Annotated in this window: 11 protein-coding genes and 1 pseudogene; 3 read left to right on the forward strand and 9 right to left on the reverse strand. The window is 56.5% G+C overall.

The annotated features are described in order from the left end of the window. Positions 1 to 8 precede the first annotated feature (8 nt). A complete protein-coding gene (gene pgl / locus CKO27_RS18170) occupies positions 9 to 710 on the reverse strand; it encodes a 6-phosphogluconolactonase (protein WP_200376339.1) in 702 nt (233 codons plus the stop codon). A gap of 89 nt (positions 711 to 799) precedes the next feature. Between pgl and CKO27_RS18175 the strand changes: the two genes are divergently transcribed. Beyond that, on the forward strand, positions 800 to 1,804 hold the full coding sequence (locus CKO27_RS18175; protein WP_200376340.1) for a response regulator: 1,005 nt from the start codon (positions 800 to 802) through the stop codon (positions 1,802 to 1,804). 736 nt (positions 1,805 to 2,540) lie between these two features. On the opposite strand, the gene CKO27_RS18180 is transcribed toward CKO27_RS18175, so the two are convergent. The 7 genes from CKO27_RS18180 to CKO27_RS18210 all read right to left on the reverse strand — a co-directional run bounded on the left by CKO27_RS18180 (position 2,541) and on the right by CKO27_RS18210 (position 11,855). Next, on the reverse strand, positions 2,541 to 2,987 hold the full coding sequence (locus tag CKO27_RS18180) for a type IV pilin protein (RefSeq protein ID WP_200376341.1): 447 nt from the start codon (positions 2,985 to 2,987) through the stop codon (positions 2,541 to 2,543). A gap of 80 nt (positions 2,988 to 3,067) precedes the next feature. After that, the gene (locus tag CKO27_RS18185) at positions 3,068 to 8,065 is read right to left on the reverse strand and encodes a pilus assembly protein (protein WP_200376342.1); all 4,998 of its coding nucleotides are present in this window, start codon (positions 8,063 to 8,065) and stop codon (positions 3,068 to 3,070) included. A 151-nt stretch (positions 8,066 to 8,216) separates the two neighbouring features. Further along, on the reverse strand, positions 8,217 to 8,693 hold the full coding sequence (locus CKO27_RS18190) for a pilus assembly PilX family protein (protein ID WP_200376343.1): 477 nt from the start codon (positions 8,691 to 8,693) through the stop codon (positions 8,217 to 8,219). Between the two features lie 35 nt (positions 8,694 to 8,728). Continuing rightward, entirely contained in the window at positions 8,729 to 10,171 is a 1,443-nt protein-coding gene (locus CKO27_RS18195; protein ID WP_200376349.1) for a PilW family protein, read from the reverse strand. Then, a complete protein-coding gene (pilV, locus tag CKO27_RS18200; RefSeq protein ID WP_200376344.1) occupies positions 10,168 to 10,686 on the reverse strand; it encodes a type IV pilus modification protein PilV in 519 nt (172 codons plus the stop codon). Before pilV ends, CKO27_RS18195 begins: the two co-directional genes overlap by 4 nt. Next, positions 10,683 to 11,264, reverse strand: a complete 582-nt coding sequence (locus CKO27_RS18205) for a GspH/FimT family pseudopilin (protein ID WP_276570182.1) — start codon at positions 11,262 to 11,264, stop codon at positions 10,683 to 10,685. Before CKO27_RS18205 ends, pilV begins: the two co-directional genes overlap by 4 nt. A 282-nt stretch (positions 11,265 to 11,546) precedes the next feature. After that, positions 11,547 to 11,855, reverse strand: a complete 309-nt coding sequence (locus CKO27_RS18210) for a helix-turn-helix domain-containing protein (RefSeq protein ID WP_200376345.1) — start codon at positions 11,853 to 11,855, stop codon at positions 11,547 to 11,549. Between the two features lie 254 nt (positions 11,856 to 12,109). Here CKO27_RS18210 and CKO27_RS18215 point away from each other — a divergent pair, with 254 nt between their 5' ends. Together CKO27_RS18215 and CKO27_RS18220 are read left to right on the forward strand one after the other, a co-directional pair. Next, a complete protein-coding gene (locus CKO27_RS18215) occupies positions 12,110 to 12,493 on the forward strand; it encodes a type II toxin-antitoxin system RelE/ParE family toxin (protein WP_200376346.1) in 384 nt (127 codons plus the stop codon). Then, the gene (locus CKO27_RS18220; protein WP_200376347.1) at positions 12,490 to 12,771 is read left to right on the forward strand and encodes an XRE family transcriptional regulator; all 282 of its coding nucleotides are present in this window, start codon (positions 12,490 to 12,492) and stop codon (positions 12,769 to 12,771) included. The genes CKO27_RS18215 and CKO27_RS18220 overlap by 4 nt, the downstream gene beginning before the upstream one ends. A 252-nt stretch (positions 12,772 to 13,023) precedes the next feature. On the opposite strand, the pseudogene CKO27_RS24640 reads toward CKO27_RS18220, so the two are convergent. Further along, a pseudogene (locus tag CKO27_RS24640) lies at positions 13,024 to 13,224 on the reverse strand (hypothetical protein); the annotation flags it as partial. Positions 13,225 to 13,572 lie beyond the last annotated feature (348 nt).

A 13,572-nucleotide genomic window follows, 5' to 3' on the forward strand; every position in this document is an offset into this window, starting at 1 on the left:
GGGTCCGTCTAGGCCCAGGCGGTGGCGACACCCGCAGCCGCCCTGTCCATCAACACCTCCACAGGAGCCGTCGAGACGACCCTGGCCACCGGCGAATCCGCGCCTTCGCGCCAGGCTCGCAAGGCTTCCCGCTTGCCGCCGCCGGTAACCAGGATCAGAATGGCCGCGCTGGCCACGAGGGCGCGCGGTGTCAGCGAGACCCGATCCGGTGGCGGCTTCGGCGCCTGATGGACCGGCATCACCAGTGATCCGAGCGGAATCGCCTGGCCTGGAAACAGGCTCGCCGTGTGTCCGTCCTCGCCAAGCCCCAGCACGACCAGATCGAACGGGAGTCGCGGCCGGATCAGTGATTCGTAGCGCGCGGCGGCTTCCTCGGCACCCAGTTCGGCGGGGATGGGATAGCGATTCGCCGCTGGGATCGGCACCCGATCCAGGAAGGCGCTGGCGGCGGCCGAGCTGTTGCGATCCGGATCTTTCTCCGGGACACAGCGCTCGTCACCGAAAAAGATGTGCCATCGGTCCCAGTCCGCGGATTGATCAACGAGTAAAGTATAGGCGGCCAGGGGGGTTCGCCCGCCGGCCAACACCAATTGAAACCGCCCGCGGGCGCCGATGGCCTGATTCGCCGCGGCGAGCATGCGTCGCGCCGCCTCGGTCGCGACCTGCTCGGCGGACTCGAAACAGTGAAAGGCGATCTCTGTATCGGACATGGAACAATGAACCTTTTGACGAAGAGATGGCGTCCGGCGGATAGCCTCGCGTCAACCAATCCACACAATCATTGGAAGTGATTGCCCCGATGAAGATACTCCTGGTCGACGACTCGAAATCCGCGCGCTATGCGTTGAGACTGCAACTCCAGCGTTACGGCGTGGAAGTGGATACCGCCGACTGTGCGGAATCCGCCTTCACGAAGCTCAAGACATCTCTCCCCGACGCCATCCTCATGGATCATATGATGCCAGGGCTCAATGGCTTCGAGGCCCTGGAGGTCATTCGGGAAGACCCGCGTACCGCCGCCATCCCCGTGATCATGTGTACCTCGCACGAGGAGCCGGAATTCGTCGCCACGGCGAAGAAAAAGGGCGTCTTCGGCATCCTGCCGAAATCCGCCGCGCCCGAGCTGCTGCCGGAGATGATGGAGCGGCTGCAAGACAAGCTGAAGGCTGGAACCGGACGGGCACCCGCCGTGGAGCCAAGCTCCGCGACCAGCGCGCCGGCGGACCGGGGACCGTCGAACGAGGCGATCACAAAACTGGTGGACAACCGCCTGGAACAGCGTCTGTCCAAGCTGCTCCCGCCCCTGGTCGAGGAACTGCGCCGCGACCTGACCGAGAGCATCCTGAACGAATCCCATCGGATGATGGAGCAACGCCTAAGCTCCGAGCAGACCGCCAAGCGCTCGGCGGCGCCTCAGCCCACGATGGCGGATCTCCAGGCCATCTCGACACGCCTCGCCACGGAGACCCTGCCCGACCTCATCAAACGCGCCATTCTGGCCGAGCGCGGCGTCATCATGGAATCGCTGGAGAAATATCTGCGCGATGTCCAGCCACGCGCGGGGGCGAGCGGATCGGGCACCCAGGAAGACAGCCAGGACATCGCCCTCAAGGCGGTTAGCATGGCGCGACGTGAATCCCAGGAAACCCTCAAGACCGCGCTCGGCGCCTCGCAACAATCCATCCAGGCCCTGGAGCAGGGTCTGCAAAAGGCCATGGGCAAGGTCTACGGACTCGTCGCACTCGCCGCCGTGCTTGGGATGGGCGCGGCCGGCCTGGTTTATTACCTGCTCAAGCTGGCCTGAAAGGTCGGCCAGACGCCCCGCGTAAGGAATCACCCGATTCCAACGCGGGTAGTGCTCCAATCCGAAGGATGGGCAGAGCGAGAGCGACACCCATCCTGTACGCTCCGAGGCTCAAGATGAAAGGATGGGGCGAGCGCGGCGAGGCCCATCCTCCACGCGCGGATCCTCTCGATTGGGGCACCGCCGTCTTTACTAATCAGTGGCCCTGATCGCACTCTGAGGTTCCCTTTATCAAAACTCCTTCGTCAATCCGTTGGAACAGAACATACAAGGATGGGTAGAGCGAAGCGAGACCCATCGATCCCCGCGCCGACATGACCGATTCGCACCCAAACAAATAAGCCCCGCCTCCTCAAGGCGTTCAAAGGTAAGGCGTTGGCCGGGAAGATCGACGAACCGCGCGCCGAAACCGAGCGGGCATTGGCCACCAAGGAAGCCGCCTTAGCCGAAATCGAACGACTCAAAGCCCTACTTCAACCCCAAACGGATTAGCGCAAGCCAGGGTTTCACGACGAGCGACCATCGACCCACTCCAGCAACCCCCAAGCGTCGTAGTCGTAGGATGGGTAGAGCGAAGCGAAACCCATCGAACCCCGCGCCAAGGTTCCAGGTTCCGCGCCACAAAAAACGCCCCCGGTCTCCCGAGGGCGTTCCATGAGGCGTTGGAGCGATAGTCACCGCATCTCGGGCACAACGACGACTCAACCCCGACATCAATCAGACCGTCCGCCGAACCTCATCGGCGCCAGCAGGTTGCCGCATCATAGCCCGTGGCGGCGTCAACCACGTTTTTCCGTCCCCAATGATTGATCGTCAGACTGCCGCATTTATCTTTATGCTGAACGCTATCTTCTTTAGGTACAGCGCGAAACTCGAAGGAGGTTTCATCGGACGTTCCTTCAGGTTTAAATTCATAGCGATTCGGCATATCGCCTTCCACCGCGCATCCGGAATTGCTCAGTGGATCTGGATCACCTGGAGGCGCATAGCTGGAGCTACCGGTATAGCGCCGCTCCATACGGTTCGCGATTTCCAGCAGACAGCCTGCGGCATTGGCGCGCCAAGATTTGAGTACATGCTCTTGGTACGAAGGATAAGCAATCGCCGCCAGAATACCGACAATGGCGACAGTGATCATTAGCTCAATCAGAGTGAAGCCAGGATGCCAGGAACGCTTGACCATTAGGTTGTCCTTTGGATGATCAGACTGTGATTCGCCCACCGCCATCGGAACGACAGCGGCGGGCGAAGATGGACGAAGCCTCAGCGCAGTTGGCGCCAACTTTGGCGAGGTGGGCCGCCGGGCAGTTTGCGTTCGTTCAGTAGAATCACATCGGTACCGCTTCCTCCGGTGGATACCGAACCGCCGAAGTCTGTCGTGAAGCCGATGTAGGGAACCAACGAGGCATCCGCATCGGGATCATCAGGATCCGCGATCTTCTTGACATCATCAATGTCGAAGACACCATCTTCGTTGACGTCAAAGCGCGTCCAATCGGAAATCCCACCAGTCAGCGAATCAAGCATGAAAATCCAGCGGTAAGCCGTGCCAGCCATGCAAGGGTCATCCGACGCCGTGGGTACGATGCTGGTGAACACTGCCTCACCACTGCCGGGAATGATGCCCGCCTGATAATTGATGCGCTCCCCCTGCGCGCCATCCACGGGCGAGATCAAGTCCACGTACCAGCCGCGATGCGTTGCCCAACTGATCGTGTTATTCGAAACAATCCGCCATTTTCTTTCGCCGATGACATCCTCATACAGAAACTCCTGCTCCAGTAAAGCCGCCCGGTTCGTGGTCGATCCGCCGGTCCAAGCCAGAGTATCGGTTTCAGTTTTCAGCTTGGCATTATCCCAAACACCATAGGCTGTCTGTCCCAGCAAATTGGTCGGATCGCTGGTGCGCATATACTGGCCCGTGCCAAAGACAACGAGATTGCCTCCCTCTGGATGCTTGGTGAAATTCACGGCAGCGGTAATCGGTTGTCTATTGCCATTGGCATCCTGGGCAACAAAGAGTGGGGCACCGTTGGAGGCCAGGGCAAGCGCATTACCCGTCAGGTTGAATTTCCAGAGATTGCCCTTTAGGTCACCGGCATAGGCGCCAGCGATCTGTTGGTCGCTGTCGAGCACCAAGGCCGCTCCCGCGAGACCGTTATCGGCGTCGGTCGACACAGTCAATTTGTCAATCAGCGCACCCGTTAGGGCATTGGTAACGAACAGGGTCGCGCCAGTACCGCTGTCGAAGCCGTTGCCGAATACCGCCACCAATTGGCCTTTCCAATATCCAATCGCAGGTGTCGGCGGCATCTGCCCGACCATGTAGCCGAGTTCCTTATAATCCGGCCCATCGAAGGCCGTATTGTCTTCCGGCTGGCTCGTATCCGAAATCTCCCACAGCACATCCTCGGCCGCGAAGTTCTCGGGGTCGCTCACATCCAGTGCGAACACGGCCCGACCTCCAGCACCCAGGGTACCAATCAGGATGGATTGGTCGTCGGCATGCGCAATGGATGCCGAACCATCGACGTAATAGCGATGGGTATAGCCCTGGCTGGTGAGATTGGCCAGCGCCGGAAAGACGGCATTTGGCACGTAAGCGAAGGTTTCGGAACCATCCGCCGCGTCAAAGGCATGCAGCATGCCGTCATTGGCGCCGACATAGAGCGTATCCGTGCCTTTATCGTACACGGGATTGGAGTTGACGATGTCTCCCAAGACGTAATCACGCTCGCGAAAATCGGTATCGCCCGACCCTTCACGAGTGGAATCTCCACGCAACCAACCGAGCACGGCGGCCTGTTCGGTCTCATCCGCGCCCAAGGCGTCCTGCTGAGCCGCAGTCAACGTACCCCAGGTAAAGGCTATGCCGGCCGCATCCCTGTCCGCGTCGCCCGGATCGAAGGTAAAAATGTTTCTGTCGGCGTGCGGCGGTAAACCGACGGTGTCGGTGTTCCAGACTTCCTGGCTCAGTTTTCCATTCGCATCCACTTCCGACGCGATGACCGTGCCGCTCCAATCCTTGCTGTCGAACTTTGCCAGAAAGGCGCGTGTATCCGTGTCGATCCGGACGCTATCCACCGAGATCGACGAAGCAGAAGATTTACCGAGCAGGATCATGCTCTCGAAAGCGGTTTCCAGTTGCTTTTGCAAGGTGCCGGCATTGGTCACCAGAAAGTAATTTGGCGATGCCTCGCTACGAGCTAGACCCTCATTGCCCTCCGAGCCGTACTTGGCGGCGTACCAAAGCGGATTCTCCAGAACCGTGGCGACATTAGACGCACCGCTTACCTCGAACGTCCGTGTCGCGAACAGCGGTAATGGATTACTACAAGCGGTTGCCGGAGAGCCGCCCGCGCAGTCGCCGGGCTCGAGCCCTGAGCGCGTGTCAAGGAAATAGCTCTGATCGCCGGCCTCGCTCGTATCAACGTCACGAACCTCCAGATAAACGCCATCCTTGGTCGTACCGGAGATCACGTAACCCATGTGTTGAACAATGCCGCCCGCCGCATACTGCGAACTCAAGGTGACAACCAACTCTTCAGTACCGTCATCGTCAGCATCCTTGACCTCTAGCGTGTACGCGACAATCGCGTCCATGTCATGATCGGCGCCCTGCTCGACATCCTCGTAGTTGATGCGGAATTTGATGGAAGGAAGTCCATCATTAATCTCAGGATCCGCATCCGAACCGTCCTCCGCGGTATTCGCGAATTGCTCGATAAAGAAGTCGACTATAGTATTTGTCGGCTGAAATTTACCTTCAGTAGGATCAATTCCACTTGAATCCCATTTCACCGACTTGGCAAACGGGACCAGCGTCACCCTAGAATCACCGACCGGAATCTCGATTCGAGGCAAGGGAGAGGCAAGGGCGACCGCGAACGTATTGATGTCCTGTTTGTCCTCGATATCGCTTCGCAAATCGTTATTAAAAGCGTAACGGGCGATCCCGGCGGTATAATAACCACCCTCCTTGGTCGGCTCCGAAGGTGACAGCCCCCTTATGGATCCCAGCCCAGTAACACTCTTGGCGCTAGGCGCGCCATCATATTCCGTTCCAGATTGCCCGATAAAATGCTCGCTAACAGTCCTACCTTCCTCTGCCCAGATCGCATTAGCCTCATTAGTTGCATTCAGCCCTGGAAAAACACCAGGGAAACTTCCAAAAGCACTACTAATACCTGGCACCTGATCGGTATCATAGGATGGATTGACGTCGCTGATAATAAGTTGAACGCCCGGAGAGCAGTATAGATCAGTGGCCTTACCCTCGGTAACTCCAGTCTCCGCGTTCACGGTATAGGTGTAATAAGGATCTCGCCAGTCAGGGGCCGGAAATTCAAGCGAGGTATTGAGAGGGTGCTGTAGAGGAACGACCTCCTTCTTATTGGTAAGGCTCGGAGTAAACTCATAGGTCGACGACTTGCCCTGGCCTGAAAAATAGCGAAGCGTCTCATAAACCATTTCCCCGATCGGGTTACCCCAGTCGGGATATTTTTTAGTCGATGTCGACATTGGGAACTTCGTTTCATGACTCACATAATAGTAAGCATCGCCTCTCCCAAAATCGACCACACGCATTCGATCGATTGTCTTGACAATACCCAGGAGATCCGTGAACTGACCCGTTTGCGTATTGATTTCATTTTGGAAGCTCTCGATATTCTTCCGCAAGAGACCGCCACGGGTGTTGTAAGGATGGGTGTAGGATCCGGTGAGCAGACCAAACATCATCTCGTTGTTTTCACCGTAACGCTGCAATACCCCCACAGGTTTCATGGTGCCGGCAGGATAGGTTTTGCAAACGGCATCTGGATACGTCTTATTACAAACCTCCACACGGACAAAATAGTCGACCATAGTCGAGGCGGGCACCGTCCGCTCCATGCTATAGGTAGTGATCTGCGGAACGCTGCCTGTCTCGCCTAAAGGACCACGCAAACTGAGAGCTGGGACGGTTGCCCAAACGCCGCCCGCCGGCTTCCAAAGGAGTTGGTAACTATCGCCGCCAGTGATCTCCTCATGATGGAAAGACAGATCGTGCCATCCCGCTTCGAGCGTTACGGTTCCAATGAGGTGAGGATTCGTATCGCCGTCAATGCCACCAACGCTATTAGCAATTCCATCGGATCCATAGACAATAGTGGTAGCGGTTCCTGTCTTTGCGGCATGTCCGTTATACCAATACGCCGCAAGCACGCCATCAATATAGACTTCGACGGCATCGTCGCCATTAGTCGCGAATACATAATCACCAGCGGTCGGCGCATATATCTTGCCTTCAATGGTGGTTAGATAATATTCACCACCACTGCAAGGCGCTACACTACTATAAGGATTCCCGGACCCGTTGATTAAGCCGTTCGTTATGTTTCCGCTGCCGCATTTTTGAGTATCGGTACCCCATTGGGTGATCAAATTCTGAAAACCTTCGGCAGTACTAGGATTAGTACCCTTAATAGGAACACTAGCCGTTGTGCAGCTCTTATTCGAACCATTATTGCAATTAGTGCCCGCAACGGGGTTTTCGATAGCTACCCATTCCCATATCCGAAACTGCGAGTCGTTCAGCACGCGCATCCGCGGCTCCATGTTGCCGGATTTCAGTAGCGTGGTATTGGCGAATAGATGTCGCGTACCTTCGGAGGGTGTCGAAAGAGGGGTATAGTCGCTGATTTCATAGCCATCATGCGCGGGACTATGGTATTCCTTGCCCCAGCTATGCGCATCCTGCGGAATATAAGAGCGCTCCAGGACGGTTAGGCAATCATCCGGCAGGCAATCGTCGCCTTCGTCGCCCTCGTCGATGATACGACGCCCGCCATACAGCACCTTGCGCAGCGCATCTATTCGCGCGGTCGTGATATAGTTAAGAAAATCGCCACTCCAACTATCGCTGCATTTTTTATTCGTCGCGTTGCCGATCGGGCTGAATCGATCATTAGTATAGCCGTAGCAGAGATTGGAGTCGAAATAGCCGAAATAGTCCACGTCCTCGGGTTTGTATCCGACGTCCAGGACGCCGTCACCGTTGAGATCCGAAGCGTCATTGTACGCCTCGTAATAAAGAGTATGATCGCGCCCCATGACCAGCATGGTCAGCGGCGGAGCCGTGATGTCTCCACCCATGAATAGTGGATACTGCGCTGGCTCGGAATACACCGAAGATGAAAAAGCCATGATGGCCAGGCCGAAGCACTGCAGCAGCGAACGGAACCTTAAGCCAGATTCGCGGTTGACAATATTGATTATCATCACCTGCTCCTGAATACAAAAAATGAAATCCTGAAAACATCTAGGATCGCTGTTTACCGCTTATTGGCTTTTACAAGCCCGCCGACGCTGACTGCCATAGAGACCGAACAATAGCTCTTGTCGAAACAGCGACAAGACGACCTCGATCCCTTCAAAACCGCTTAAATACCGTTGATTGCAAAACAACCGTCATCCCCTTGGGAGACTCGGCCTTTGCCGTGACGAAGTAGAATCCACCACAGGTTCCCTCGGCCTCCGCTTCCTCGCTCTCATCCTCGCTTTGCTGCGGCGGCACGCGAGTCAAGGCATAAGCCCTATGCGGAAAGACCGTATCGAGCTTAACCACATTAGCGTCATTCCAATCGGTATTATCCGGATCTGGTTGACCAGCGGTGTTGCTATCAAGAAACGTACAATCCTTATCGATTACCTGCAATTCTCCGGCCTGCAATGCGGCCTCGGCGTTTTGAAACACGAGGTTTCGATCACTGACATTGCCCGCCATTTTTTCCTGCATGGTCGAACTCTGAATCGCGGTCACGCCAACGATCGTCATCATCATCAGAAAAACGAGACCGATGACAAGTACCACGCCGGCCTGTTTTTGTATGCTGTTTTGCCTATTCATGTGTTGCATTCCAATATGACGCGCCATCCGAACCCCTACAACTCGGAACTGGGGGGCTTTGTCCATTGATCGAGACCAAGGCAAGGCAGCTTGTTGCGCAGATAAACCGTCGATGTGAAGACTTGAAATAAGCGCTTTCGATCCGCCGCCGCCAAGGATGAGGCATCGAAAACGCCCGAGCCATCGCCGGCATCGGGGAAAGGCAGCTTCATGGCGCTATCGACGATGTTAGCGTGACTGTCATCCATGCTCCCGAGTAACAGGGACACTTTTACGGCGTTGACCTCGTTCCAGTTCGCGATTTGATCCGCAGTTTTATAATCGGTGAGATCGGGCTGATTTTCAGTAGCGCAACTGGAGGCAAGGCTGTTGGTGCCATAGAGAAACTGCAAGCCATAGACGCCGGTAATAAGTTCCTCGGGATTTGGCTCGAATACATTTTTTCTGTAGAGAGATGGCACACCGTCGCCGTTGTTTTGAACGTAATAAATATTCACTTGCAGACGGTAGATCGCGCCGATGGTATCCTCTATGAGATAGCGCTTATTCGTCGTCGCACATGCATTTGCCATGTCGATATCGCTAATATCATTGGCGTAGCGACTGCCAAGGCTGACGTTGATGTCAGGGTCGGGCGGACTCTCGTACTCCTGGTTGCCTGGCGGGGAATAGTCCAGATGGCCCAGTGAAAGTGGCTTGAATTCCAGTGTATGAAAGCCATCGCACGGTGTGTTTTTCCTGATATCGGTGATCTGAAAAACCGTGGCATGCTCGCAAGTGCTGGCGACCACAATATTTCCTATTTTGAGGTCTGCGGCATATTCATCCAGAATGACAAGAGGCGGAGACGGGGTCAGCGGGTCTTCATCGATGTCGTGCCGTATGATCGGAATTGGTCGACCAAACACCCGGCGACTGACAATCACGTCATGATCTTTGTTCGCATCATCGATGCCTAACTTGTCGAAAAGATCTAAGGTACTGATAAAAGCAGGGGGTGAGGACGGTACAAATGCGATCCCTTGACCGTCGAAACCTTCGATCGGGGCTTGATTATTGATGTTGTATAACCACCAGTCCAGCGCTTCAGCGGTGGTGTCGGGGTTCGTGTTCACCGGATTGACCAGCGCGAGTGCGTTGTAGATTCTATACGTATCATCCGAGAACCCGTACATCAGGCGCGCGGGCGAGAGTACTGCCGAAAGTTCTTTTTGCAGCATCAAGCTACGCTGACAACCGAGGAGCCCGGCCTGACGCAGCTCTTGTGTCATCGTCTCCAGAACGTAACGTCCGTTTTCCTGCACGGCGCCAATCGCTCCGTTATTGGTATAGCTTTGCTTGCTGCCGACAAACAGGGACAGAATACCGCCCGTGAGAAAGAGCCCAACGGTCATGGCGACGAGTATTTCGACCAGCGTAAAACCCTGCTGAGGCGACGTGCGAGTCCAGCGAAATAAGCCGACATTTTGAGTATTCATAATTGGATAGTGATCTCGAATTCGTCTCTTAGATCTTCACCAGAATCAGTGTCCTCTTGGTCGTCTGGCTCTTCCTCCCCAGCTTCGATCGCGCGTGCGCGTGACTCGTCCCAAGAGATTTTGATTCTGACACTATCTGCTAACAGCTCGATCTCGCGCTGAGCGCTGCTAGAGAACAAACAGGAAATTCGATTCTCCCATTCGCTCAAATCGTCTTTCGCTACGGGGCCGATATCCGAACGCGAGAATTCTTCGTCACAGTCATCTAGAGCTTCGCTAATGGGGACATATCCGGAAGCGTTGGCGGCGTTGGCGCGAATCGCATCGGCAATCTCATAGGCCAGGCTCGCCGCTTGGCTACGCTGATAGGCGCTGTAATTGAGCTTTTGCGAAATGGCCTGCAAGCCAGCTAGACCAAGCAGGCCGATGGAAAGCACCAGCGCGGCGATCAAAACCTCAATGAGCGTAAAGCCCTGCTGATGCTTGTCATTCGCTCTGAAACCGATCGCTTTCATGGGCATGTTCCATTTTTAATACTGAGTCGGCCCGTAGGTTCAATTACAATGGCGCGTACTTTATCGGAAATTGCTATGCAAATACTTCGGTTATTAGTTACTGGCCAAATACTTCCATCTGCGAGATAGCGCACATTGTCAGGAAAGCCGTTAGAAGTTATCACAACAGTATCGCTCGAAGGCTGACTTATCCGTAATAAAGTCTCGGTACTTCCGGTACTGGTGTTGCGGTCGCCGTCCCCATTGCTATCCAGAAACACCAGCCACCCATCCTGCCAATCGGCGCTCGAGTCACAGGCGGGGGACGTTGCCAGGATGTCATCGGACTTACAGACAGTCACCCGCCGGCCACGGGAAACGGCCTCCGAGCGAGCCAGTTGCAGCGAAGTGGATAACTCATTGGTCAAGGCCGCGATGCGGTTGGTTCGCATGGCCTCCTGAAAACTCGGCACCGCGACCGAGAGGAGAATGGCCGCCATCGCGATGGTCATGACCAATTCGACCAGCGTAAAGCCAGGGGTTCTCCGCAGTGTTTGGGGCTGACGGCGGCGGGATACTGACTGGGTTCGCTTTGACATGGTGATCGATGACTCTGTGTTGATACTGGGTCTCTAGTCGCGGCGGACAGCCAAGGGCTAGCAACCCGAGCCGCTTCGATAGCGTTTAGATACAAGCCAATCAGGCCGCTTTTTCCCGGATTACCCGTAATTCTAGAACGCGACCAGAAGCGGGGTTGAGTGCTACCTCACAAATCATGATGCCCCGTGGTCTAAGCACGATTCCTGCCAAGACCGAGTCGGGCGTTTAGGAGCAGGCGTACAGGGATTTTCAAATCAACGGCGAGGCGTTGAGATAGCCGCTCAGGCGGCCAGTTCGGTCAATACCTCGGGATGCTTCGCGACGATTCTCAGCAAGCACAGCACCGCGCCCGGCGGTACGAATCGCCCCTGCTCCCAGTCGCGCAACGTCGCTACCGGGGTTTGAATCAGGTCGGCGAACCGCGGCTGCGAGAGACCGAGCGCCTGGCGCGCGGATCTGACGAGCATCTGTTCCGGGGTCGTGATGCGTGCGGCGATGCCGTCGTGCATCTCGGCCAGGCTCTCGCGCAGGCCCGGCAAGGTTTCGCCCGCGTCCTGTTCGATGGCGTTGGCGATGCGGTCAATGTTCATCGGCTGGCCTTTTTGATGTCGTTGGGTTGGATGCTGGTCTGTTCCGACTTCGGATAGATCTCGATCAGATAGGTCGGAGTTTCGATCACGGTGCGCATGGGTCGATAATGCGGGAATCCCGTATTAGGCGCAATATCTTAGGCGGGACGGGGTATTTACCCCGTCCCGAACGTTTGCGGGCAGCCGGCAAGCGCGGTTGAAACGGTTCCGGACGGGGCGGATGCCCCGTCCGGCTGGGAATTATGAGCGGTGAGTTGCCAAAACGTACCTTTATTGATACGATTCAGCCAATGAATCTGCCAATTTTAGATGTTCGCTTCTTCGCCACGGATAGCGGCAACGAACCTGTGCGCAATTGGTTGAAGTCTTTGCCAGCCGCCGAGCGGCGCACTATTGGCGAGGACATCAAGACCGTGCAGTTTGGCTGGCCTCTGGGAATGCCTTTGGTACGCAAACTGGCTAAGGATCTTTGGGAAGTCCGCATTTATCTGGCTGACCGCATCGCTCGGGTGTTGTTCACTGTCGAGGATCACACCATGGTATTGCTGCACGGTTTCATCAAAACGTCACAGGCCACGCCGCTGGAAGAACTCGATATCGCTAGGAGCCGTCTGAAACAATTGAGGAGCGCACGATGAATCAGCACATGGGCAGCCGTTTTGACGACTTCCTGGCGGAAGAAGCCACACTTGAAGAAACCACTGCCGTGGCGATCAAGCGAGTGGTGGCGTGGCAGATCGCGCAGGAAATGAAGGCGCAACACCTGACCAAAACGGCCCTGGCGAAAAAAATGCACACCAGTCGTGCTGCACTGAATCGTTTGCTCGATGAGAACGACACCAGTCTGACGCTGACCACGCTTACCGGAGCGGCCAGGGCGCTGGGCAAGAACCTGCGGATTGAGTTGACGGGCTGAGTCCTTCAAGCGGGACGTGGTTTTCTTAGGCGGGGGTATTCGCCCCGTCCCGAATGTTTGCGGGCATCCGGCAAGCACGGTTGAAGCGGTTCCGGACGGGGCGAATGCCCCGTCCGGCTGGGAGGGTTTCACGCCGTCAGGCGTAGTTCCGTCCTCAGTCCAGCGCGCGTCGCCAGTGTCAGCAGCATGTCCAGGCTGAAGTCTTCCACTTTCCCCCTTGATCAGCCGCGAGACGCGCGGCTGGGTAATCCCGAGCTGTCGCGCGGCCTCGGCTTGCGTCCAGCCATGTGCCTTCAACTGTTCGGCGGTGCGGATCATCACCTCGGTACGCAGCTTTAGCACCTCGGCTTCGGCGGGATCGAAACCCAGATCGATGAAAACGTTGCCGCTGCTGTCGATGATGCGCGTGTCGCGTTCCTTGGGAACGGCGGGTGAATGGGTGTGGGTGCTCATGTCTGTTCTCCAATCAGCTTGTAGCGTTGTGCCGCTAGGTCGATGTCGGCTTTGGCGGGTTGGCGTCGCGGTAGCGATGACGACAAACGAGCACACCCGTGGGAGCGGCTTACAGCCGCGAACAACCTCGCGTCGGCGCTCGTCGCGGCTAAAAGCCGCTCCCACCGGGGCGACTCAAACCTTGCGGACGGGACGGATGTCCCGTCCGGCTGGGGAACGCGGGCGTCTCGCCCGCCTCGCGGGAAGAGGCCCGCGTTCCCAGTGATGGCCGCTATGGGCCAAACGACGATCGACGCCCGTCACAGCGTCCGGATCCATGAGTCCCCGGCGATCCCGCCCCCGCTTCGC

Origin of the sequence: Thiocystis violacea, assembly GCF_016583575.1 — a bacterium.
Taxonomy (GTDB): Bacteria; Pseudomonadota; Gammaproteobacteria; order Chromatiales; family Chromatiaceae; genus Thiocystis; species Thiocystis violacea.

What these genes read in the sequence shown, in the direction of transcription:
- pgl (WP_200376339.1), bottom strand. Translation starts at nt 710, where the DNA reads ATGTCCGATACAGAGATCGCCTTTCACTGTTTCGAGTCCGCCGAGCAG.
- CKO27_RS18175 (WP_200376340.1), top strand. Translation starts at nt 800, where the DNA reads ATGAAGATACTCCTGGTCGACGACTCGAAATCCGCGCGCTATGCGTTG.
- CKO27_RS18180 (WP_200376341.1), bottom strand. Translation starts at nt 2,987, where the DNA reads ATGGTCAAGCGTTCCTGGCATCCTGGCTTCACTCTGATTGAGCTAATG.
- CKO27_RS18185 (WP_200376342.1), bottom strand. Translation starts at nt 8,065, where the DNA reads ATGATAATCAATATTGTCAACCGCGAATCTGGCTTAAGGTTCCGTTCG.
- CKO27_RS18190 (WP_200376343.1), bottom strand. Translation starts at nt 8,693, where the DNA reads ATGAATAGGCAAAACAGCATACAAAAACAGGCCGGCGTGGTACTTGTC.
- CKO27_RS18195 (WP_200376349.1), bottom strand. Translation starts at nt 10,171, where the DNA reads ATGAATACTCAAAATGTCGGCTTATTTCGCTGGACTCGCACGTCGCCT.
- pilV (WP_200376344.1), bottom strand. Translation starts at nt 10,686, where the DNA reads ATGAAAGCGATCGGTTTCAGAGCGAATGACAAGCATCAGCAGGGCTTT.
- CKO27_RS18205 (WP_276570182.1), bottom strand. Translation starts at nt 11,264, where the DNA reads ATGTCAAAGCGAACCCAGTCAGTATCCCGCCGCCGTCAGCCCCAAACA.
- CKO27_RS18210 (WP_200376345.1), bottom strand. Translation starts at nt 11,855, where the DNA reads ATGAACATTGACCGCATCGCCAACGCCATCGAACAGGACGCGGGCGAA.
- CKO27_RS18220 (WP_200376347.1), top strand. Translation starts at nt 12,490, where the DNA reads ATGAATCAGCACATGGGCAGCCGTTTTGACGACTTCCTGGCGGAAGAA.